Annotated in this window: 18 protein-coding genes; 10 read left to right on the forward strand and 8 right to left on the reverse strand. The window is 44.2% G+C overall.

The features are described from left to right. Positions 1-86 precede the first annotated feature (86 nt). On the forward strand, positions 87-272 hold the full coding sequence (locus DOE51_RS13935) for a hypothetical protein (protein ID WP_142697158.1): 186 nt from the start codon (positions 87-89) through the stop codon (positions 270-272). 35 nt (positions 273-307) lie between these two features. Here DOE51_RS13935 and DOE51_RS13940 read toward each other — a convergent pair whose 3' ends face one another. Then, the gene (locus tag DOE51_RS13940; protein ID WP_142697159.1) at positions 308-646 is read right to left on the reverse strand and encodes a hypothetical protein; all 339 of its coding nucleotides are present in this window, start codon (positions 644-646) and stop codon (positions 308-310) included. A 113-nt stretch (positions 647-759) separates the two neighbouring features. Between DOE51_RS13940 and DOE51_RS13945 the strand changes: the two genes are divergently transcribed. Continuing rightward, positions 760-1,533 (forward strand): helix-turn-helix transcriptional regulator, encoded by a 774-nt coding sequence (locus DOE51_RS13945; protein ID WP_142697160.1) that lies wholly within the window; start codon positions 760-762, stop codon positions 1,531-1,533. A gap of 116 nt (positions 1,534-1,649) precedes the next feature. Then, positions 1,650-4,115 (forward strand): prolyl oligopeptidase family serine peptidase, encoded by a 2,466-nt coding sequence (locus DOE51_RS13950; RefSeq protein WP_142697161.1) that lies wholly within the window; start codon positions 1,650-1,652, stop codon positions 4,113-4,115. Between the two features lie 16 nt (positions 4,116-4,131). On the opposite strand, the gene DOE51_RS13955 is transcribed toward DOE51_RS13950, so the two are convergent. Continuing rightward, positions 4,132-4,788: an NAD-dependent epimerase/dehydratase family protein gene (locus DOE51_RS13955; protein WP_142697162.1), complete on the reverse strand. Its 657-nt coding sequence runs from the start codon at positions 4,786-4,788 to the stop codon at positions 4,132-4,134. 233 nt (positions 4,789-5,021) lie between these two features. On the opposite strand from DOE51_RS13955, the gene DOE51_RS13960 reads away from it, so the two are divergent. The 3 genes from DOE51_RS13960 to DOE51_RS13970 all read left to right on the forward strand — a co-directional run bounded on the left by DOE51_RS13960 (position 5,022) and on the right by DOE51_RS13970 (position 8,003). Further along, on the forward strand, positions 5,022-5,633 hold the full coding sequence (locus tag DOE51_RS13960) for a hypothetical protein (protein WP_142697163.1): 612 nt from the start codon (positions 5,022-5,024) through the stop codon (positions 5,631-5,633). 126 nt (positions 5,634-5,759) lie between these two features. Next, positions 5,760-6,287: a DUF2231 domain-containing protein gene (locus DOE51_RS13965; protein ID WP_142697164.1), complete on the forward strand. Its 528-nt coding sequence runs from the start codon at positions 5,760-5,762 to the stop codon at positions 6,285-6,287. 42 nt (positions 6,288-6,329) lie between these two features. Continuing rightward, positions 6,330-8,003: a peptide ABC transporter substrate-binding protein gene (locus DOE51_RS13970; protein ID WP_142697165.1), complete on the forward strand. Its 1,674-nt coding sequence runs from the start codon at positions 6,330-6,332 to the stop codon at positions 8,001-8,003. 5 nt (positions 8,004-8,008) lie between these two features. Here DOE51_RS13970 and DOE51_RS13975 read toward each other — a convergent pair whose 3' ends face one another. Then, a complete protein-coding gene (locus DOE51_RS13975; protein ID WP_168196456.1) occupies positions 8,009-9,130 on the reverse strand; it encodes a BamA/TamA family outer membrane protein in 1,122 nt (373 codons plus the stop codon). A 207-nt stretch (positions 9,131-9,337) separates the two neighbouring features. Between DOE51_RS13975 and DOE51_RS13980 the strand changes: the two genes are divergently transcribed. Continuing rightward, entirely contained in the window at positions 9,338-9,841 is a 504-nt protein-coding gene (locus DOE51_RS13980; RefSeq protein WP_246845099.1) for a hypothetical protein, read from the forward strand. Between the two features lie 23 nt (positions 9,842-9,864). Here the strand turns inward: DOE51_RS13980 and DOE51_RS13985 are convergent, their stop codons facing one another. Beyond that, complete coding sequence (locus tag DOE51_RS13985) at positions 9,865-10,227, reverse strand: DUF1428 family protein (RefSeq protein ID WP_168196457.1); 363 nt, start codon at positions 10,225-10,227, stop codon at positions 9,865-9,867. Between the two features lie 49 nt (positions 10,228-10,276). Between DOE51_RS13985 and DOE51_RS13990 the strand changes: the two genes are divergently transcribed. Genes DOE51_RS13990 through DOE51_RS14000 form a run of 3 tightly spaced genes read left to right on the forward strand, consistent with a single transcriptional unit; the run spans position 10,277 to position 11,900 of the window. Next, entirely contained in the window at positions 10,277-10,972 is a 696-nt protein-coding gene (locus tag DOE51_RS13990; protein WP_142697168.1) for an RluA family pseudouridine synthase, read from the forward strand. Between the two features lie 18 nt (positions 10,973-10,990). Next, positions 10,991-11,515, forward strand: a complete 525-nt coding sequence (locus tag DOE51_RS13995) for a GNAT family N-acetyltransferase (RefSeq protein WP_142697169.1) — start codon at positions 10,991-10,993, stop codon at positions 11,513-11,515. A 43-nt stretch (positions 11,516-11,558) separates the two neighbouring features. Continuing rightward, on the forward strand, positions 11,559-11,900 hold the full coding sequence (locus tag DOE51_RS14000) for a hypothetical protein (protein WP_142697170.1): 342 nt from the start codon (positions 11,559-11,561) through the stop codon (positions 11,898-11,900). On the opposite strand, the gene DOE51_RS14005 is transcribed toward DOE51_RS14000, so the two are convergent. From DOE51_RS14005 to DOE51_RS14020, 4 genes are read right to left on the reverse strand one after another with little or no spacing between them, the layout of a single operon-like run. Continuing rightward, positions 11,890-13,398 (reverse strand): GH3 auxin-responsive promoter family protein, encoded by a 1,509-nt coding sequence (locus tag DOE51_RS14005; RefSeq protein WP_142697171.1) that lies wholly within the window; start codon positions 13,396-13,398, stop codon positions 11,890-11,892. The genes DOE51_RS14000 and DOE51_RS14005 overlap by 11 nt on opposite strands. Continuing rightward, positions 13,395-14,516: a hypothetical protein gene (locus tag DOE51_RS14010; RefSeq protein WP_142697172.1), complete on the reverse strand. Its 1,122-nt coding sequence runs from the start codon at positions 14,514-14,516 to the stop codon at positions 13,395-13,397. The genes DOE51_RS14005 and DOE51_RS14010 overlap by 4 nt, the downstream gene beginning before the upstream one ends. Then, positions 14,507-15,583, reverse strand: coding sequence for an aromatic ring-hydroxylating dioxygenase subunit alpha (locus DOE51_RS14015; protein ID WP_142697173.1), 1,077 nt, complete (start codon positions 15,581-15,583; stop codon positions 14,507-14,509). The genes DOE51_RS14010 and DOE51_RS14015 overlap by 10 nt, the downstream gene beginning before the upstream one ends. Beyond that, the gene (locus tag DOE51_RS14020) at positions 15,571-18,366 is read right to left on the reverse strand and encodes an FG-GAP-like repeat-containing protein (RefSeq protein ID WP_142697174.1); all 2,796 of its coding nucleotides are present in this window, start codon (positions 18,364-18,366) and stop codon (positions 15,571-15,573) included. The genes DOE51_RS14015 and DOE51_RS14020 overlap by 13 nt, the downstream gene beginning before the upstream one ends. Between the last annotated feature and the right edge of the window lie 140 nt (positions 18,367-18,506).

The following is an 18,506-nucleotide window of genomic DNA, read 5'->3' on the forward strand; positions in this document are numbered from 1 at the left end:
CAAAGTTCTTAGCGGAAGGCCAGCTCGGCCCTTGTATCTTACCAAAGGAACTTTACTATCCAGCATTCTCATTCAAAATTTTATAAATGATCAGGAAAGGAGTGACGATGGCGCAAAACAAGCTTTCTCGCTATAAGCAGCAGAAAATAAAAAAGGCTCAAGAAGAAGGGGCTTTTAGTGATGTGGCGATCTCGCACACTTCAAAAGAAAAAATCATGAAGGCCGTTAAGAAAAACGATGAAACGCCGCCGCGCGGTTCAAAAAGACAATAAAAAGGAGAGGTCGCCCTCTCCTTTTTTGTTTTTAATTACTGAGCTGGAACTACAAAACTTGGAGTCACGAATTCAGTACCGTTTTCCGCTTTGAATTGGAAGCTGATTGCGTTTGCTGATTCGACACATTTCACATCAGCCAAGCCACCTGCGCCTAGCAATTCAATCTCGACATTTTTATCAGACAGAACGGCATGCAAAGTCTCAAGACCGCGCTGTGGAATCACGGCGTGTTGCTTCCAGTGACCTGCGTTTGGGCACTCTGGTGGGATCGGCATGCCTCCACCAGGACCACAAATACAAGGATTACAACTTGCACCCGCCACGTGACCGACCATCATTGTCGCCATAATAGCTAAAATCATTTTAAGCATAATTTCCCCCTGCTTTTCATAAATATAGGCATAAATCACTTTACTCAGGCCCAGAACCCGTTTTATGAAAGGGTCAATATTTGACCCTTTACTTGTTTGGAAATGGGCCCACGATGAAGCTCGAAGAAGCAAAAATCAAAAACAGCCTGAAGATTCTGATGCGCCAGCAAGGCATGCAATACCAAGATCTGGCGAAGATTTTGCGCGTATCGACGGCAACTGTGAAACGTCGCCTGAATAAGGGTGAACTGAGTATTTCTGAGCTCAGCGAAATGGCCTCATGCCTGGGGACGTCTTTTTACGAACTGGTTGAAATGAGCAAACAGAATATGCAAGAAGCGTATTTGTTTTCCGAAGAACAAGAGAAGCTTTTTGCTGGTGACCTCAGCTACCTGATGCTATTCCGTTCGATCATTATGGGTCTTAATTTCATGCAAATTAAGACCGCCTTAGATCTTAAAGAAATCGAGCTGCGTAAGAAGTTGCGCAAGCTTGAAGACGTCGAATTGATTCAACTAATGCCACGTGATCGCATCAATCAACTCGCGCGCTTTCCCTTTAAGTGGCGTGAAGATGGTCTGCTACACAAGGCCTATCACCATAAAAATCTTGAAGCTATTTTTAGCGTGATCTCGACCCGCTATAAGACCTCAACTTACAACGAAGAAACCGGCGCGATCTGTAAACCGTTTGAACTTCTGCTGTCTCAAGAGAACAAAAAAGGTCTTGCTCGCGAATTGATGGACGTTTTAAGGAAGTATCAAAATCTGTCCCTTATGGAAATGAACGCCAAGACCACGCGCGGGCTGACGGTCTCGGGCATCGTTCACTCTGATGAGTTTTCTATTTGGGATATTGAAAGTTCGGTGCGCTTAAAACTGGATTAGAAACCAGCCCGTCCTTCAGGCGGGATTTTGTAATAGAATCCCTCGACTCTTCGAATAAAAAGATGAAATCTTCCAAGAATATGATCTGCTAGGTGGATCATCATAGAGGGAGTTTCATGAGAAAATTATTTGCGCTAAGTGCAGGTCTTGTTCTGACGGCAAGTCTTGCCAATGCAACCACAGGATACGATAAACCACCAAAAGAAATTTTGGATGTGATGCAAGCACCGGCGACTCCGTTCCCGCGCATCAGCCCGACGAAGGATCGCATCCTTCTGGTGTCGATGCAGAACTACCCTTCTATCACACGTGTTGCAGAACCATTCTTGCGTTTAGCAGGTGTGCGTGTTGAGCCCAGCAATCGCGGTCGCCACGACACTCCGGGCGGTTATGGCATTCCACCATGTGCCCAAAGTTTTTCATTAGTTAAAGTTGCCGATGGCAGCGAAACAAAAATTGATATTTCAAAATTAGCTTGCGCCGATTATCCGCGCTGGAGTGCTGACGGTAAGATGTTCTTCTTCCGCAACAAAACAGCAACGGCTGTTGAGTTGTGGCTTGGCGATGCGCAGACAGCAAAGATCACTCGCGTGCCTGACGTGAAATTAAATCAAATGTTTGGCTCCGACGTCCAATGGACTCCGGACCAAAAACATCTATTGGTAAAACTTGTTCCTAAGAATCAAGGCCCTGCTCCGAAAGTGGCAGAGACTTTAACTGGTCCAAGCATTCAAGAGTCTGTAGGGCAAAAAGGTCAAAGCAGTACCTACGAAAAACGCGACACTTTGAATAACGCCAATGATGAAGCCTTGTTTGATTATTACGGCGTCTCACAACTTGCGATTGTTGACGTTAAAACTCGCAAAGTGACTACGTTTGAAAAACCAGATCTGTATGAGCGTTTGCAGTATGCTCCAGATGGTGTGCATCTTTTGACGAAGAAGATCGTTCGCCCCTATTCGTACATGGTGACTTATGGTCGTTTCCCAGCAAAGGTTGAAATTTTAAATACCGCAAATCTTAAGAACGTCACTCACCACTTGATCGCGGATCTTCCGCTTGCAGACCGTGTTCCTATCCATGGTGTTCCGACATCGCCACGTGAATTCACTTGGATGCCGCACGATGCAGCGACACTGGTGTGGGCAGAAGCTCTTGACGGTGGTGACTGGAATGTGAAAGTTCCGACACGTGATAAGATCATGATGTTAGCTGCGCCATTCAAGGGCGAGGCTAAAGAGATCTTCAGAACAGAACAACGTTATTCTGGTTTTGAGTGGCTAGAAAAACGTGACAATTCTTTGTTGTATGAATACGACGAGAACAAACACTGGATCAAAGCATTCATCGTAAGCTTCGATAAACCTCAACAAGCTAAAAAAGTTTTGTGGGATCTTTCAAGCGACGAACAATATGCCAATCCTGGTCAGCCCATTTATAAAACTTTAAGCAACGGTTATGAAGTCGTTATTCAAAATCAAAACGCGATTTACTTGTCAGGCGAAGGTGCTTCCCCTGAAGGTGACCGTCCGTTCCTGGATAAGCTTGATCTTGTGACTTTGAAAACGGATCGTTTGTTCCGCAGCGATAAAACTGAATTCGAACAATTCATTTCATTCTTGCCAAGCGGAAAAGACGACACGTTCTTGACGTGGTATCAAACGCAAATGGATCCGCCGAATGTGAATAAACGCACATTGGGTGAGGAAATCAAAGCGGCTCCTGGTGAAGCGACTTTCAAATCTTCACGCGTCGCTGTGACTCATATTTCAGATCCAACTCCGCAAGTCAGAGATATCAAAAAGCGTTTGGTGAAGTATAAACGCGCCGATGGCTTGGAATTATCATTCACGCTTTACACTCCGCCAGGATATAAAGAAGGCACCCGTGTGCCGACAATTCTTTATGCTTACCCGTTGGATTATGCTGATTCATCAAAAGCGGGCCAAATTACCGGCTCACAAAATACGTTTACACGACTGCGCGCTTACAAATTACTTTTGCTTGCGGGCTATGCGATTATTGACGATGCTGCCTTCCCTATCGTTGGCGATCCGAAAAAAGCGTATGACAACTATATGGATCAACTTGTCGCCGATGCCAAAGCAGCGGTTGATCAAGCGGTTAAACTGGGTGTCGCAGATCCACAACGTATCGGTGTCACAGGTCACAGCCATGGTGCATTGATGACTGTGAATCTTTTAACGCACTCAAATTTATTTAAAGCTGGTGTTGCGACAAGTGGTTCCTACAATAAAACACTGACACCGTTTGGATTCCAAAATGAGCGTCGTACTGTTTGGGAAGCTCCGGAAGTTTACGCGAAAGTATCGCCGTTCTTCTTTGCCGATAAAATGAAAACGCCGCTTTTGATTATGCATGGAGCTGATGACGCCAATCCTGGTACGACACCTATGCAGGCAAGCTTTCTATATGATGCGGTTCGTGCTAATGGCGGTACGGTTCGTTTAGTGATGTTGCCGCATGAACCGCACTGGTATTCAGCACGCGAATCTAACGAGCAGCAAATTTCTGAAATGCTAAAATGGTTTGATAAGTACGTTAAAAACACGGGCGGCTAAAAGCCGTTTCCCGTGCTTACGCAGACTTACTTGCGTGGACAATATCTTTGACTTCCAAAATAGGTTTAGGATATCCACGCAAAGTCGTCGCAATCATCGCTTGCGCCAACTGTTGCAAAGTAATCATTGGAAAGATCAAGCGCAAGAATGGCAACATCACGACCAGTTTGTTGTAGCCATAAATATGTTTCTGCTGTGGAAAAGGTTTCATCAGACCGGGTCTGAAATTATATTCGCGGCCTGGAAACATTTTTTGTAAAGCATTTTCCGTTCGCCCTTTGACTCGCGCCCACATCACACGCCCTTGCTCTGAACTATCCGTATGCCCGCCTGAAACAAAGTTAAAAACGATTTGTGGATTTAGTGATTTTAAAATTGCTGCTAAGTGCATGGTCGTATCGTAAGTGATCTTTGTGTAGACCTCTTCGTTAAGACCGTTGGAACTTATACCCGCGCAATAAAAGCAAGCATCAAAGCCTGCAAGTTCTTTATTGCTTTCACTCAGGGCAAAGAAATCTGAAGTCAGAAGCTCTTTCAATTTGGGATGAGTCAAACCGCAAGCGCGACGACCTACCACCAGAACTGAATCAATTTGTGAATTTTGAAGAAGTTCGATCAGAACACCTTCGCCGACCATTCCCGTTGCGCCTGTTAGTATGACTTTTAATCCCATCACTTACTCCTTGTAGAAGCTTACTGCTTTGCCAATGGATCGACTTGCCTAATCCTGCATTTTATTTGCCTGATTCCCTGCCGGCACATCGGCAGCTTACGAGATCCCAACAGACAGAGCCGCCGACTTTTCGGCAGAGTCTTCCTCAACTCTAATATATCTTTTCTGGGGTTGCAAAAAGTTGGTATCGCCCTTGCTTTATTGTTCTTACGAAAATCTTGAAAGGACAAAAAATGAAAACACTTATTTCAAAAATCACTATGATCACTTCTCTACTTGGCGCGATGACATTACTTCCAAGCTTAGGCCATGCATCGGAAATGCGATTGCAAAATCAAACGATCTATTTAAGTACTTTCGTCATTTATAAAGGCGATATTTTGGTTGCGCATATTCAGATTCCTCCTTCGGGCCTTGGGGTTGTGCGCACCGATTCTCCATTCCAAGTGCAGGCTCTTACTAAACGAGGCGGACAAACATTGAATTCACAAACACTGAATCTTGATCGACCGAAGAACTTTGATGCAGTTATCACTGAATCAGGTTCGACCTTGAGTTTCGATATCGTTGATTCAGCTCCGTCTTACCTCGACGCCGTTGCGTTCAATAATACGACAGCAAGCCCGGTCCAATTCATGATCAAACATGAAGGTGCACCCGCGCAAAGTTTCATCGTGAATGGCAATGATTCTAAAATTCTATCCATCGATGAAACATTCAGGATTTATGCAATCATCAACGGAGTTACAACTGCCGTCTATAAAACAACCAATCCCAATGCAGTGGCAAATGCCGTTGTCATTTCCCAACAGGATTTCGATTACTACGACCTAGTCATCGAATAGCCCTTCCCCGACTAAAGAGTGGAGACATACAAGCGTGTTTGTCTCCGCTCTTCCTTTTGCAACTCTGCACAGGCCCTACTTACTCTCGCTTGGCGTATCTATAATTGAAGGCATCAAGGAGGATTTATGTACAGTAAGGTCACGATCAATAAACATCCCGTTCATCCTATGCTTGTGGCATTTCCAATTTGCCTTTATGTCTTAACGTTTGTTTCGTTTGCAGTGTATGCAACGACACGAGGAGAGATCTTCTGGTATAAGCTTGGCTTTTTCTCGAATATGGCAGCGGTGGCTTGCGCACTCGTAGCGGCCATTCCCGGGTTCATTGATTGGGCCATGGGAATTCCTAATGGCACACTGGCAAAACGCGATGGCCTTATTCATATGTCATTGAATCTGATTACACTCGCACTTTTTGCGATCAGTGGAGTTTTTGTTAATGGCACTTGGGACAATCCACTTCTATCCCTTGCCGCTCCATTAGTCCTAACAGGTGTTGGCTGCATCACTCTTTTAGCGGCCGGCTACTATGGCTGGACAATGGTTCAAACGCACAAAGTGGGTGTCGACCTTTCGCCCGAACAAGAACATGATCAAGAGGAAATCGAACATCGTGGACGCCGTCACGAAGAACCTCCTGTGATGTATCACTAGTCCATCATTGCTACGCTATCGCGAAAATGCTAAAGATATTGTATGAAAACAATTCTTTGCATTTTCGGGATTGCACTTTTGATTGTTCCTACTCTTTCGTCTGCGAGAACTGCGCAAGACGAATTATCCATCGCACTCAATGCAGAGTTCGACACGATCAATCCTATTGTAAATACCATGGCTGCGGCTTCGTTAGTCGATGATGCGGCGTTAAGACCTCTGGTAAAGCTAACTCCGTCTGGAAAAATGGAAGCCGTTCTTATTAAAGACATTCCAACTTTTGAAAATAAAAAACTCCAAAAGACGAAAGATGGTGGCTTGCAAGCTGACATTGAATTTCTGGCACCCGCGCAATGGGGCGATGGCACTCCTCTCACATGCCAGGATTTGAAAGCGTCATGGCAAATCGGCAGCGATGATTTGGTGGCAACACCGAATCGCGAAGACTATACGAACATTCGCCAAATCAATATCGACAAACAAAATCCCAAACGTTGCACTTTGATATTTGCGAAGCCTCAATTCAGTTTCATTCTGAATTTACCACGTCCTATTCCCGCCCATTTAGAGCTGCCGATTTTTGAGAAAAATAAAAAGCAAGTTCATGGCTACGAACATAATTCCAACTACATTAAAAACATTGGCAATCCCGGTCTGTACAACGGACCCTATCGCGTAAGCGAAATGGTCTTCGGCAGTCACGTGGTCCTTGTGCCGAATGAGAAATATTGGGGGCAAAAACCCTACTTTAAAAAAGTCATTTTGCGCTTCATTCTTAATTCATCTGCGATGGAAGCGAATCTTCTAAGCGGCAACGTCCAGATGACGTCGTCTTCAGGCTTAAGCTTTGACCAAGCTCTAGCATTTGAAAGAAAAATCAAAAGCCAAAATCTTCCTTTCACAATTCAGTTTGCACCGGGCGTGATGTATTCGCATGTCGACGTAAATTTGGATGATGCTATTTTAAAAGATCAAAATGTCAGACAGGCATTGGCTTATTCCTTTAATCGTAAAGAGATGGCTAAAGCCTTCTTTGAAAACAAGCAGCCGCCGGCTTATCACTTTGCGACCTCTTTTGACGATTGGTTTACCGATGATCCGAAAGAAGTATCAACGTACCCATTCAGCACAAAAAAAGCGATTGAGCTTTTGGAAAAGTCTGGCTGGATGATGGGCAAAGATGGTTATCGCTGGAAAAACGGTCAAAAACTATCTGTGGTTCTTTCCGGTGTTACCGATTTAAAAATTAACGAGATGATTGCGGTGTATCTGCAAAATCAGTGGAAACAAGTGGGCATCGACTTAACGCTAAAAACTTATCCCGCGCGAGTTTTCTTTGCCGATGTTCTTCGTCACAGAAAGTTTCAGTTGGCGTTATTGACCTGGGTGAATTCCCCGAATGTGATACCTGTGAATACACTTGCCTCAAATATGATTCCCAGTGAAAGCAATGGCTGGTCAGGACACAATCGTGCCGGCTGGAAGAACAAACAAGTTGATAAGTGGCTAGAACAAGCATCATCGGAATTTAATAAAACCAAACGCGTGGAGCTTATGAAGAAAGTTCTTAAAGTCTATAGTGAAGAACTTCCGTCCTTGCCCGCGTATTATCGTTCGAACAATTCTGTCATTCCTAAGAAGATGAAGGGCTACGAACTTTCGGGTCACGTCTTTTCAGAGTTTCTACAAATTGAAAATTGGCGCATGGAGCCCTAAGCGGACTACATGATCCAAGCGTTCCCCGCTTGAATATAAAAGACCGTTTCTTCGGGACCACGAGCGATATCAAGTCCCATTTGAAATCCCAACAGTCGCGCAATCAAATAGCGAAAGCCTACTCCATAGGCTGAAGCTGTTTCAGCCTCCTCCAACTCCTTGAAAGAATCACCCGCTCGCCCCACACCACCGAATAATGATAATTGCCAACGGGGATGAGCATTGTAACGAACCTCTGCTTCAAACGAAGATGCAACCTCCCCTTGATAACGAAGCTTGGCAATACCGCGCAGGTTAATAAATGGCTTTGCATAAAATGGCGTTTCACCATCGACCCATTTATTTTGCAAACGTGCCGCGAATGCCCAGATATCGCTGACAGGAATGAAGCCCTGCATGTCGAGCTCTTGCACGTTATAATTTAGATCCCCACCCAAACCTTCGCGAAAGATGTAATAGCGATATTCACCTAAAAATCCCGCTTGAGGTGATAGAGGATTGGTGCGCGAGTCGTAACTCAGTAAAAACGAAAGTCCCCCATTGCGATTTTGAATTTCATCGGGACGCAACGTCGGAGGTAAAATACCATCATCGAAATTCACATTGATATCGGTGTAAATGTAACGGCCACCAAAAAAGAAATTGCTATCAGCAATGCGCGTGCGCAAATCATTAAATACTCCCCAGCCTTTAATGTTGTAAGCGAAATGGATGTCTTTGCTGGAAGTAAATCCCGATAAGCCATAGAAATCTAAATTGGCAGACACATCAGCGACGAACCCCATATAGCGCCAACGATCGTGATCCCAGTTACGCACATAGAAAGCACCGGCAGCACGTGTGCCATTTTCAGTGGCGGCTCCTAATACACCAGTGACCGTCGGCGCGATGAAGCGAGTTGTATCTGTTTTTGAATCTTCATTTTCGCTCATGAAAACCAAGGCCACCCCGCCTCCGTAGCCAACCGCCGGTTCAGTGATAATAATTGGTACAGGTAAAAAACCGCGATGTTTCAACAGCCATTCGCTGGCATCTAAATAATGGTCCTTTGGATCAATAAAAATTGAATCCATCGCATGGGCCGTCATCCCCAGAGATAAAATTAATAACACCACGAACGACTTCATTTCGACTCCTCCAAACAGTTTTTGATAGATCGACTGAAGTAAGAACTGAATTCGCTTCCGACAGCGTTTGAACTGCACAATTGCAAAATAGTATCTGCGAATACACATTCGCTTCACATAATTTATCAAAGTTAACAAGGTCTCTTGAGAGTCACATTTGCTTAAGCTTCACTGCTCTTGAAGGGAATTTTCAAACAAGGAGTCTTCATGAAAACGCTCGCAGTCTTAATCGCCTCAGCGGTTCTTTTGAGTTTCAACAATTTCGCAAATGCCTGTAACGGCCCGACAACGTGTTCAATCAAAACCTACAATGGCCATTATCTAACGGCGGTTGGTGGCGGCGGCAGAACCACTGACGTTATTCATACCGATGCCACCAAAGTGGGTGCGTGGGAAAAATTCACCTTAGTGGATGCATGTATTGGCGATCCAATTATCAGCTACGGCATTAAAACCGTAAAAGGCTTTTATCTGACAGCGGTCAGCGGAGGAGGCAGAACGACGGACGTCATTCACTCTGATGCAACATGGTTGCAAGGATGGGAGCAATTTAAATTTATTTCTTTAAGTGGTGGCAAATATGCCATTCAAACATTAACAGGGAATTATGTGACTGCCGTGGGTGGCGGTGGACGCATTACTGATACGATTCACACAGATGCAACGCAAGTAAGAGCATGGGAGACATTTGAAGTCGAGTGTGGCTTATAGCCACACTCCTTTTCACGGAAAAACTATTCAACGTTCGCGATCATTGTAAAGCCGCCAACGACACAGCGCTTTTGGTCCATCCATTCAGGACCCATGTTCAATTGTTCCATCTTTGGATCTTTGAACATTTTTTTAAAAACTGAATCGCGGTGCGCTTTTGATTTAAATACGGCTTCAGCAACCACGATCACTTCGCCTTTTTTCAATTTGATTTTCTTAGGGAATGAAAGAGATGAAGCATTTTCATCATCAGCCATATAGTCACGGCTCGCCAAAGCCCCGTGCTTCAATAAAAGCTTACCGATGATTTTAGTCGTTTTAGTATAAGCCGCTATTTTAGTTTTAGGAACCGGCATGATGCAGAGATCAAGATATTGTTTTGCCACGGAAACTCCCTTTCTGTAAGATGTTCTAACATTAAGACCGAAGGCTTGCATGAGCAATAAAATTCCCAAAAAGTACCAGCCCAAAGGATTTGAAATCCTTCATGACGATTTAGACATTATCGTAGGCAATAAGGCTCCAGGCCTGCTGACTGTTGCTGCGAAATGGGAGCGTGAAAATACTGTTCACGGTCTATTGAATCAATGGGTTCGTAAAGGCAATCCCCGCTCGACGAAATCGGTTTTCGTAGTCCATCGTTTAGATCAGGCGACTTCAGGTCTGTTGGTTTTCGCCAAATCCGAAGAAGTGCAGCAGTATTTAAAAAATAACTGGAAAGAAACCGTCAAAACTTATTACGCCATCGTTCATGGTCACATGAAGAACAAAAGCGGCGTCATTCAAAGTTATTTAAGCGAAGACGAAGACTATCACGTTCACTCAAGTCAAAATTCTGACGAAGGCAAGCTTGCGATCACAGAATATGAAGTCCTTAAAGAAATCGATAAGTATTCTTTGATTAAGATCAATCTTTTAACGGGCAAGAAAAATCAAATCCGTGTCCACATGGCCGAAGAAGGTCATCCACTTGTGGGCGACGTCAAATACGGCAAACCCAACTCACCATTCAGAAATTTATTTTTGCACTCGGCCGAGCTTGAACTGACTCACCCACATTCTAAAAAGCGCCTGCACTTCAAAGCCCGTGTGCCAGAGTATTTTAAGAAATTGATCGACTATAATTACTAACTTCAGCATGATAAATTCATGCACGTAAAAGAAGTTTCACAAGAAGAGTTGTATCGAGTCCTGGATCTGCACTTTGAGCGCGTTTATCAGAACCGCTCAAATCAGCCTTTGAATTTTCCTAAATCGGAAGAGGCCCAAGCCAAAATTCTGGCGCGTAAGAATGCGGAACAACGTTATCATCTTCGCTTGGTTGCCTACAAAGGTGATGAACCCGTTGGTTGGCATTACGGCTATTCGACGGATCCCGAAACTTACTACATGCAAAATTCTGCGGTTCTTGAAGAACATCGTGGTCATGGTGTCTATGGCCAATTGCTTGATGCGGTTATCGCCAAAGTAGGCAGCGAAGGATTTCAGGTCATCACTAGCACCCATCACTCGAATAATGCCGCCATTCTTATTCCCAAGCTTAAGAAGGGCTTTGTCATTAGTGGCACTGTTTTTCACGAACGCTTTCGTTTTCTATTAGAGATGAAATACTTCTTTAATGCCGAACGCCGCAAAGCTTACGACAAAAACTTAGGCCTTGATTTGAATGCTTGAAGTTTGGCGCAAGCCCTCGTTTAATTATCTTAAGGAGAACCCCATGAAACTAACACTTGTATCCGTTCTTGCATCGTTGGCTATTTCTTCTTTCGCACAAGCTGCCACTTTGAACTGTCACATCGACATCAATAACGATCCATTGTTGCAAACTCAAGTTGAGTCTAAGACAAAACAAAAAGTTAAAATCGGCGATGTTGATACCGTGACTGCTTATATCACTGAAAAAGTTGACGGGATTTATACGCTTGAGGCCTTTATCGCCAATGCAGAAATGCGCGTCTATAGCGAAGGCATGTTGAAATCTAGCAATGACCGTCTTTCAACAAGCGTTTGGAGTCGCGATATCCTTCTAGACATTGAATGCTCTTTAGCTAATCACTAAGAGCATCTATCGAGAACAACACTTCAATCTTGTTCTGACCAGCAAGACGACTTGAACCAAATTGCTTTAAGAAATTAAAGATGTCTTGGACCTCAACCGCTTTTGCTGGCTGCAACTGCCCTAGCTGTCTTGCGACCTGATAGTGATGCACCTTCAGCAAGGACTTTTCAATGTCGACGTTTGCGACATTCTGCCCAAACAAAATATATTGCGGCTTTGGCAAACGCACACCCACTAAAGAAACCGCCTGCCATTCAGGGTGATTTGCAAAAAGATCCTGCACCCAAGCCGCATCCATTTTTTCACCGACAAGATCGACACTGCGTAAACGCGAAACAAATTCGAAGCATGGCACGGACTGCAGGAACCCCGTAACACGCAAGCGGTCTTGCAGTGGATAGCGCAGAAGTCCTGACGAAGTCCACAGAATCGGCTGATACTCTTCACCCTTTTGCAATTGCCACGCAGGCACTATGTTACCTGTCGCTAAATTCCTAAATTCAAAAAAGTGCGAATGAAACGCCAGGCATTTTTGCTTTTGATAAGGAATCGTGACGACACCTTCAGTTGCCCACAACCCCTTGCCTTGGAAATTTACATTTGGAAAACGCGACTTCAATTTATCAGCCCATAAAGCGCTTGAAGAAGAATCCCAAGAACTTAATAACTGAAGCTTAGGCCACAACTTTACAAAGAATTCAGAATCGTCTGGATTTAGATCTGTAACATCACGAACAGGTGCTTTACCCAAATGAGCTGCAAGCTCGGTGGAAAATTTATTCCATTCCCCGTTATGTAGAGCCGAACAAATCTCTGACCAATTGTTTTGGATATCTTCACTGACCTTCAACCAAAAAGTCGGACTCCACACCGAAACGAGTGATAAATCTTTCTGTGCCGCCAGATACAACAATGTCGCCCACCACGCAGCCTCAGAGCTTTGCAGGGTCGCGATTTCAGAGGGCACGGCCATCAACTGATTTAAAATCCAGCGCTGATACGCAGGAAACAGATCTGCATCATTGGAGTTAGTTAAACCGCGCAGCTCCTGGGGAAGCCATGACAGCGACCAGTAATGGGTCCCCGACTTAATCGCTGGAATTCGTTTATACAGATCACCCAACCAGACTTGCGCCGCTTGATTGATTTCGTTCAAAAACACACGTGTGTAGGGAATCCACTTCCGTTGGTCTGTCGAGCCACTCGTCGGCTCGTAACGTACCACTTCAGAAGAAATAATATTTTCTCCGTTGGCTCTTTGACGCTCTATTAAAGCTGCGTAGTCTTGATAGGACTTTACGGAAACGGACTTGCTCAATTCTTCATAACTCAATGAAGCACTTAAATGCTTCCACTCGGTGGTGTTCTGAAGACTTGTTATAATATCTGCAAGCTTTTTTCTTTGAATAGCTTCCAACGAACCTAATGAACGACGAAAGGTCTTTTCACTGCGAGCATAATAAACTTGTAGAAGCTCGTGGCACAGACGGCGAATCATACAAGCCCCATCTCAAAAGAAACGGAAGAACCATCGGAAACACGTTTTTTATCGGTAGACACCGCAAATAATAACACCGGAACGCGCTGTTCAACCCAGCCTTTAATTTTGTTTTGCAATCCCCATTCGTCAGAAAAAGAAATCATGTGCGCTGCTTTTTCAGACTTAAAAGTATATTCAGCGAAAGCTTTCACCGCTTCCGACGCATCGACAGATTCATGAATATTCAAATGGGTTAGATAGATAGTTTCTAAATTATCGCCGACACCTGGCATATTAAGGCCGCAGAAACGTAAAGTCTTAAATAAGGCCCGCAAGACCACAGGGGCCTTCACCACAGTCATGCGTTTCGCAAAACCAGGGCTCCACGGCAACGTACAGGCCACAATTTGTCCTGCTTGATTTTTAATAAGTAAAAACTTTTCAAGCGCAAAGCCCTGCCACGCGGAACTGCGATAGTTCCAACAATCATCAGCGCTGTCATCAAAGATCGCACCAAAAAGTTTGCGCGTCTCGTTCATCTGTAAAAACTTTTTTAGAACTGGAAGATCTTCTGGTTGCGCCGCCACAGCGGCTAATTTCGATGAACGATACCACGGCAAGCGTCCATAGACATTCACCATGTCGACTTCTTTCAAGAACTCATAATAAAAGCCAAAGTCTTTTTTACTAGAAGTCAGACTGCGGAGCGCTTCGATGTTTTTCTTTAAAATCGCCGTCAAAAAATACTGAGGTCGATCAAAACTTTCATCGGCTTTAATTAAATTCAAAATTTCCGCATACGCCTTACGCCAAAGTTTAGCCGCCGCTCGAGTGCCATCCGTGCGAAAATCCCCAATGTAAGCACATGAAGCCTTTTGCCCATGAACCCATTTTTGTTGCACCGACATCGAAAAGAAACCGCTAACACGTTCCTTTTGCCAACCCATGACTGTCATATATTTGGCAGCTTGGCATTCTAACAGACGAGGAAATGACGGACTGCGATCGTAAAGAAGTTCGATACCACTTAAACGCATCGGTGCCGCATTCATAAAATCCAAAACTTTCTGATTATCACGAGCATAATCAAAAAGAATAAGATCTTTATTTTCAGCGAAGTAGGATTTTAAATCCAAAACTCTCTCTCTCGATTGAAATTGATTTCATGGGCGTCGTGGCGGTTCGTGATGCCTTTCACGCGCATGCGATCGATCGCTACGTGCAATTCATCGGCTTGAGTGGACTTGAAATCCCCTTCACCAAACTGCACGAAGTTGTCGCCTTGATTTTTCATAATTTCGACGTCTTGTTGAATCACTTTACGAGTATAGAACTGCATAAATGGCTTAAACACGCGACTGAGCAGTCCGACATCGTAAGCAATCCACGTATATACGCGAGATTTATAACGCGAAATCGGTGAACATTGACTATTGATGATAAAAAACTTTTTCCCGAATTTATAATCGACCCGAGTCAAATTTGGAAAGATGAACTCATCCATATGAATCATCGGCTCGTTACCGGGATTTAAAACCTTACTGGTAAAACCAATAGTGTCTTGCGTTTGGTTATAGGTAACTTTAACACGCGCATTGCCAACGGCAATGTCGACCGGAACTTTTAAAAGCGAACGATTTCTAAACCATTTGGAATGCACAAACACGGTATGTGGCACATCCATGAAGTTCTGAACCAAATGAGTGACCTCATTATCAAAATCCGTGATCATGAAGTAAGACACGACAGCTTTATTGCCGTACTCAGGAAAACGCCAGCTTGGACCTGCTGTTGCAAGCTTTGCATCGCCCGGCCAAATCCACACGCATCCATCTTGCACAACCACTGGTGTCTTATGCGTGCACCAGTTGCGTTTCTTGACGGCATCTTGCGCTTCCACAGACGGACCATCAGAAGGCACGTCAATAAGCTGACCATCTGAATTAAACTTCCAACCATGATAAGGACAACGAACGGCGCCGTTTTCGACGGTACCCAACGAGAGCTGAGCACCGCGATGAATACACTTATCAAGCAATGCTGTCACTTCGCCCTTTTCATTTCTAAAAAGAACGTAAGGAGTGTCATACAAATAACGTTTGATCGGTTTACCCGCGGGAACTTCCGACTCTAAGGCAAGAATGTACCAGTGATTTACTAAATCACCGTCTTGTTCGCGCAGGCTGTGCATTATTTTTTCCATGTTAACTTCGTGTACTCATTTACTTTCAAGTCTTCGAAAACTTCCTCGTGCATAAGGCACCAATTAATTTTCGCTGAAACTTTCTTCACACCATGGCCCAAACCAAAGTGCACACGCTTATCACTTTGTGCAGAAAAGCCACTCACCGCTTGCGTCTCTTGGAATAGAGTGAATTTTTCGCCATTTTCTTTTTCAACGAAAAGTTCAACTCGTGTTCCTAAGGCCTCTGCATTACATTGCGGGTTTGCACTCGACAAATCTAAACCGATCCATGCATTCGCATCGGCTGCTGTGCCTTTGTAAACGTTTTTATACAATGTCGGTTCGCCGAACTGGTGTGTGAAGATAACATCCATACGACCCGTATTTTCAAAATCGGCAGCAGCAACACCACGCGAATTCGTCAACTCTGTGACACCCACAGCAGACGCCACGTCAACGAATTGTGGTTTTTGTGATGGACCACGATTTAGGTAAATACGATTTTGCTCGTTTCCATAAATGCAATAACCACGAAGATCACCCCATTTATTTGCATAACGATGGATTGCTGGTGGCGAGCGAGCCACTTTTTCATTCACATACCAATAATCAGGACACGATTCGAATTTTCTATCGATTTTATCATCGACCATCCCATTTGCTTGGCCAAGATCCACCCAACCGTCATTATCGAAGTCAGCGGCGACACCACCCCAACCGAAGCGGTCTTCATTCAACGCGCCCTTCGCTGTCGCCATCTCTGTCACTTCAGGATAGAATGCGCTTTGTCCTTTAGAGAACATCCACAACAAACTGCCCTCTGCCTGGAAAGCATGGTGCACGTTTGAAACGTAGACTCCCAACCAACCTGTGCGATCGAAATCCCCGACAGAGACATTCATACCTTTGTAAGTATCCTTACCAATCGAGCCAAAGATATCGCCTTTGATATTTTCAAAGTATTTACCTTCGTGATTGTAGTACAAATCATCAGGGCCAAAATCGTTGGCAATATAAATATCTGGCCAACCATCTTTATTGAAATCCGCAATACCGACAGCCAACGACCAACGCGTTTCCGGCAAGCCCCACTTATCTGAATCTTGCAAAGCGAACTTATGATCAGGCGTTTGCAACAACAGCAAGTTCTTGCCGCCATTGTTCGACATGTGCCAGCTATCATGCATGAAATTAAACGGACGTTGATCCCCTTCGTATTCAGCCTGTGGCAAATGGAAAAGATTCAACTGATGTGGAGTTTGATAGTCCGGAAGATTTTCAGGCCACACATTCAAAATTAAAATATCAAGCAAACCATCTTTGTTAAAATCAGCAAAGGTCGCTGCCAAAGAGTTTGTATAAAGCTTATCAAGACCCACTTCTTTAGAAACATCGACAAACGAAAGCTTGCCCGTTTCTTGCAACATATTTTTAAGCAAGATCGGATGACCAAAACCAACCGTCAAAAGTAAGTCTTGATCGCCATCATTGTCATAATCTGCAAAGATCGCGTTGCTGATAACGCCGTTCACTTTAGGATCCGCGATGAAACTATCAAGCATTGGCAAGGGAATACGCTCAAATTTAAAGTCACCCACATTGCGATACAAAGCCGCGCGCTCTGATTTTTCTTTGACCATGTTCGTTAAGAAAATATCCTGACGACCATCATTGTCGACATCAGCAACGGCAACAGCATCACCAACGCTAAGAATCCACTTGGCCACGTGTTGGATGCGTGGATCAAGATCCTCATACAGGCCACCGTACTTTTCTGCGTTCAGACCTGAATGTTTCGATTCGACCTTTTCCAGGTGCCAGTTTAGGTTTTCAATGGACAAGTTCGGGTGAATGAACTGCGCGTAAACGAAACTGCCTGAAAAGAATATCGCTCCCAAAACAAGCGGACGCTTGAAATAACCGCTTTCAATGAAGTTGACTTTAAAATAGTTCCCGAAGCCCATCGCACGCGCCGCACGGAAATGATTTAGGCCGAAACGGAACGAACCAACAATCAATGCTGAATAGAAAAACGTGTAATAGCTTTGACGTAAGTGCAGCGCCAAATCAATCGTCGCAAGCCAGAAGCCAACCCAAATTTGTGTCTTACGATCCTTCGGTGTCGTTGCCGGATCTGTGATCATGAAGAACGTAAAGATCAAAAACGAAGGTGACGACAACGTCCCTAAGAACAAAGTTTCAAATGGTAAATGGTGGCGCATGATGAACGCACGCAATGCCGTTTGAATCGTGAAAAAGAATAAGAACGAAATCACCAACCACTGTCTATTCACTTTAGGGATAACGAACATTAAGCCTAACATCAAAACGAAGATCGACATCGCGCCAATACCGTTCCATTGATAGGCCGGTGCCGCCGTAATCAAATCATGAGAAAACAACAACGACATGCTGACACCCACCATTGCAGGATTCAGCGCATGCTTACCTTTAAAGGTAATCAAATACTTAAAACCAATCGCAAAGAAGACCGGCACAAACAGCAAAAACAAATCGTGACTATAGTTCAACAGAAACGACAAAGAAAAACTTGTGATCAAAGCGCTGAGTGGGAACATCCACTCCCCTTTGAAAATTCTTGTCAGAACCATTTCCAAAACTACGCAAGACACTGTTGTCGTGATGGCTTGAAGTGGCGAGCGATTAAAGCCCAGAACTGTCAAACCTAGTAACAAATAAATAAACAAGATGACGGCCACAGGAATACGTGGGTCCAATTTTTCAAAGCGAACTTTAAGATCCTGAAAAGCAATGCCAATAGGCTGTAAGATTTGTTCCATACTCTACTTAATTCAAGAACGGGCACTAATGTCATCATGAATCCGAGACTACAAGGCGCGTAATTTTAATATTTGCCAGAGAGGATTTTCCCTCTTATTTTAGGCTATGCTTCGCTTCCGGGAAGACCTTCGCAGCTTAA

The organism is Bdellovibrio sp. NC01 (assembly GCF_006874625.1).
In the GTDB taxonomy this organism is placed as follows: Bacteria; Bdellovibrionota; Bdellovibrionia; order Bdellovibrionales; family Bdellovibrionaceae; genus Bdellovibrio.

Excerpts from the sequence above, each read along its gene's own strand:
- DOE51_RS13935 (WP_142697158.1), top strand. The coding sequence starts at position 87 with ATGATCAGGAAAGGAGTGACGATGGCGCAAAACAAGCTTTCTCGCTAT.
- DOE51_RS13940 (WP_142697159.1), bottom strand. The coding sequence starts at position 646 with ATGCTTAAAATGATTTTAGCTATTATGGCGACAATGATGGTCGGTCAC.
- DOE51_RS13945 (WP_142697160.1), top strand. The coding sequence starts at position 760 with ATGAAGCTCGAAGAAGCAAAAATCAAAAACAGCCTGAAGATTCTGATG.
- DOE51_RS13950 (WP_142697161.1), top strand. The coding sequence starts at position 1,650 with ATGAGAAAATTATTTGCGCTAAGTGCAGGTCTTGTTCTGACGGCAAGT.
- DOE51_RS13955 (WP_142697162.1), bottom strand. The coding sequence starts at position 4,788 with ATGGGATTAAAAGTCATACTAACAGGCGCAACGGGAATGGTCGGCGAA.
- DOE51_RS13960 (WP_142697163.1), top strand. The coding sequence starts at position 5,022 with ATGAAAACACTTATTTCAAAAATCACTATGATCACTTCTCTACTTGGC.
- DOE51_RS13965 (WP_142697164.1), top strand. The coding sequence starts at position 5,760 with ATGTACAGTAAGGTCACGATCAATAAACATCCCGTTCATCCTATGCTT.
- DOE51_RS13970 (WP_142697165.1), top strand. The coding sequence starts at position 6,330 with ATGAAAACAATTCTTTGCATTTTCGGGATTGCACTTTTGATTGTTCCT.
- DOE51_RS13975 (WP_168196456.1), bottom strand. The coding sequence starts at position 9,130 with ATGAAGTCGTTCGTGGTGTTATTAATTTTATCTCTGGGGATGACGGCC.
- DOE51_RS13980 (WP_246845099.1), top strand. The coding sequence starts at position 9,338 with ATGAAAACGCTCGCAGTCTTAATCGCCTCAGCGGTTCTTTTGAGTTTC.
- DOE51_RS13990 (WP_142697168.1), top strand. The coding sequence starts at position 10,277 with ATGAGCAATAAAATTCCCAAAAAGTACCAGCCCAAAGGATTTGAAATC.
- DOE51_RS13995 (WP_142697169.1), top strand. The coding sequence starts at position 10,991 with ATGCACGTAAAAGAAGTTTCACAAGAAGAGTTGTATCGAGTCCTGGAT.
- DOE51_RS14000 (WP_142697170.1), top strand. The coding sequence starts at position 11,559 with ATGAAACTAACACTTGTATCCGTTCTTGCATCGTTGGCTATTTCTTCT.
- DOE51_RS14005 (WP_142697171.1), bottom strand. The coding sequence starts at position 13,398 with ATGATTCGCCGTCTGTGCCACGAGCTTCTACAAGTTTATTATGCTCGC.
- DOE51_RS14015 (WP_142697173.1), bottom strand. The coding sequence starts at position 15,583 with ATGGAAAAAATAATGCACAGCCTGCGCGAACAAGACGGTGATTTAGTA.
- DOE51_RS14020 (WP_142697174.1), bottom strand. The coding sequence starts at position 18,366 with ATGGAACAAATCTTACAGCCTATTGGCATTGCTTTTCAGGATCTTAAA.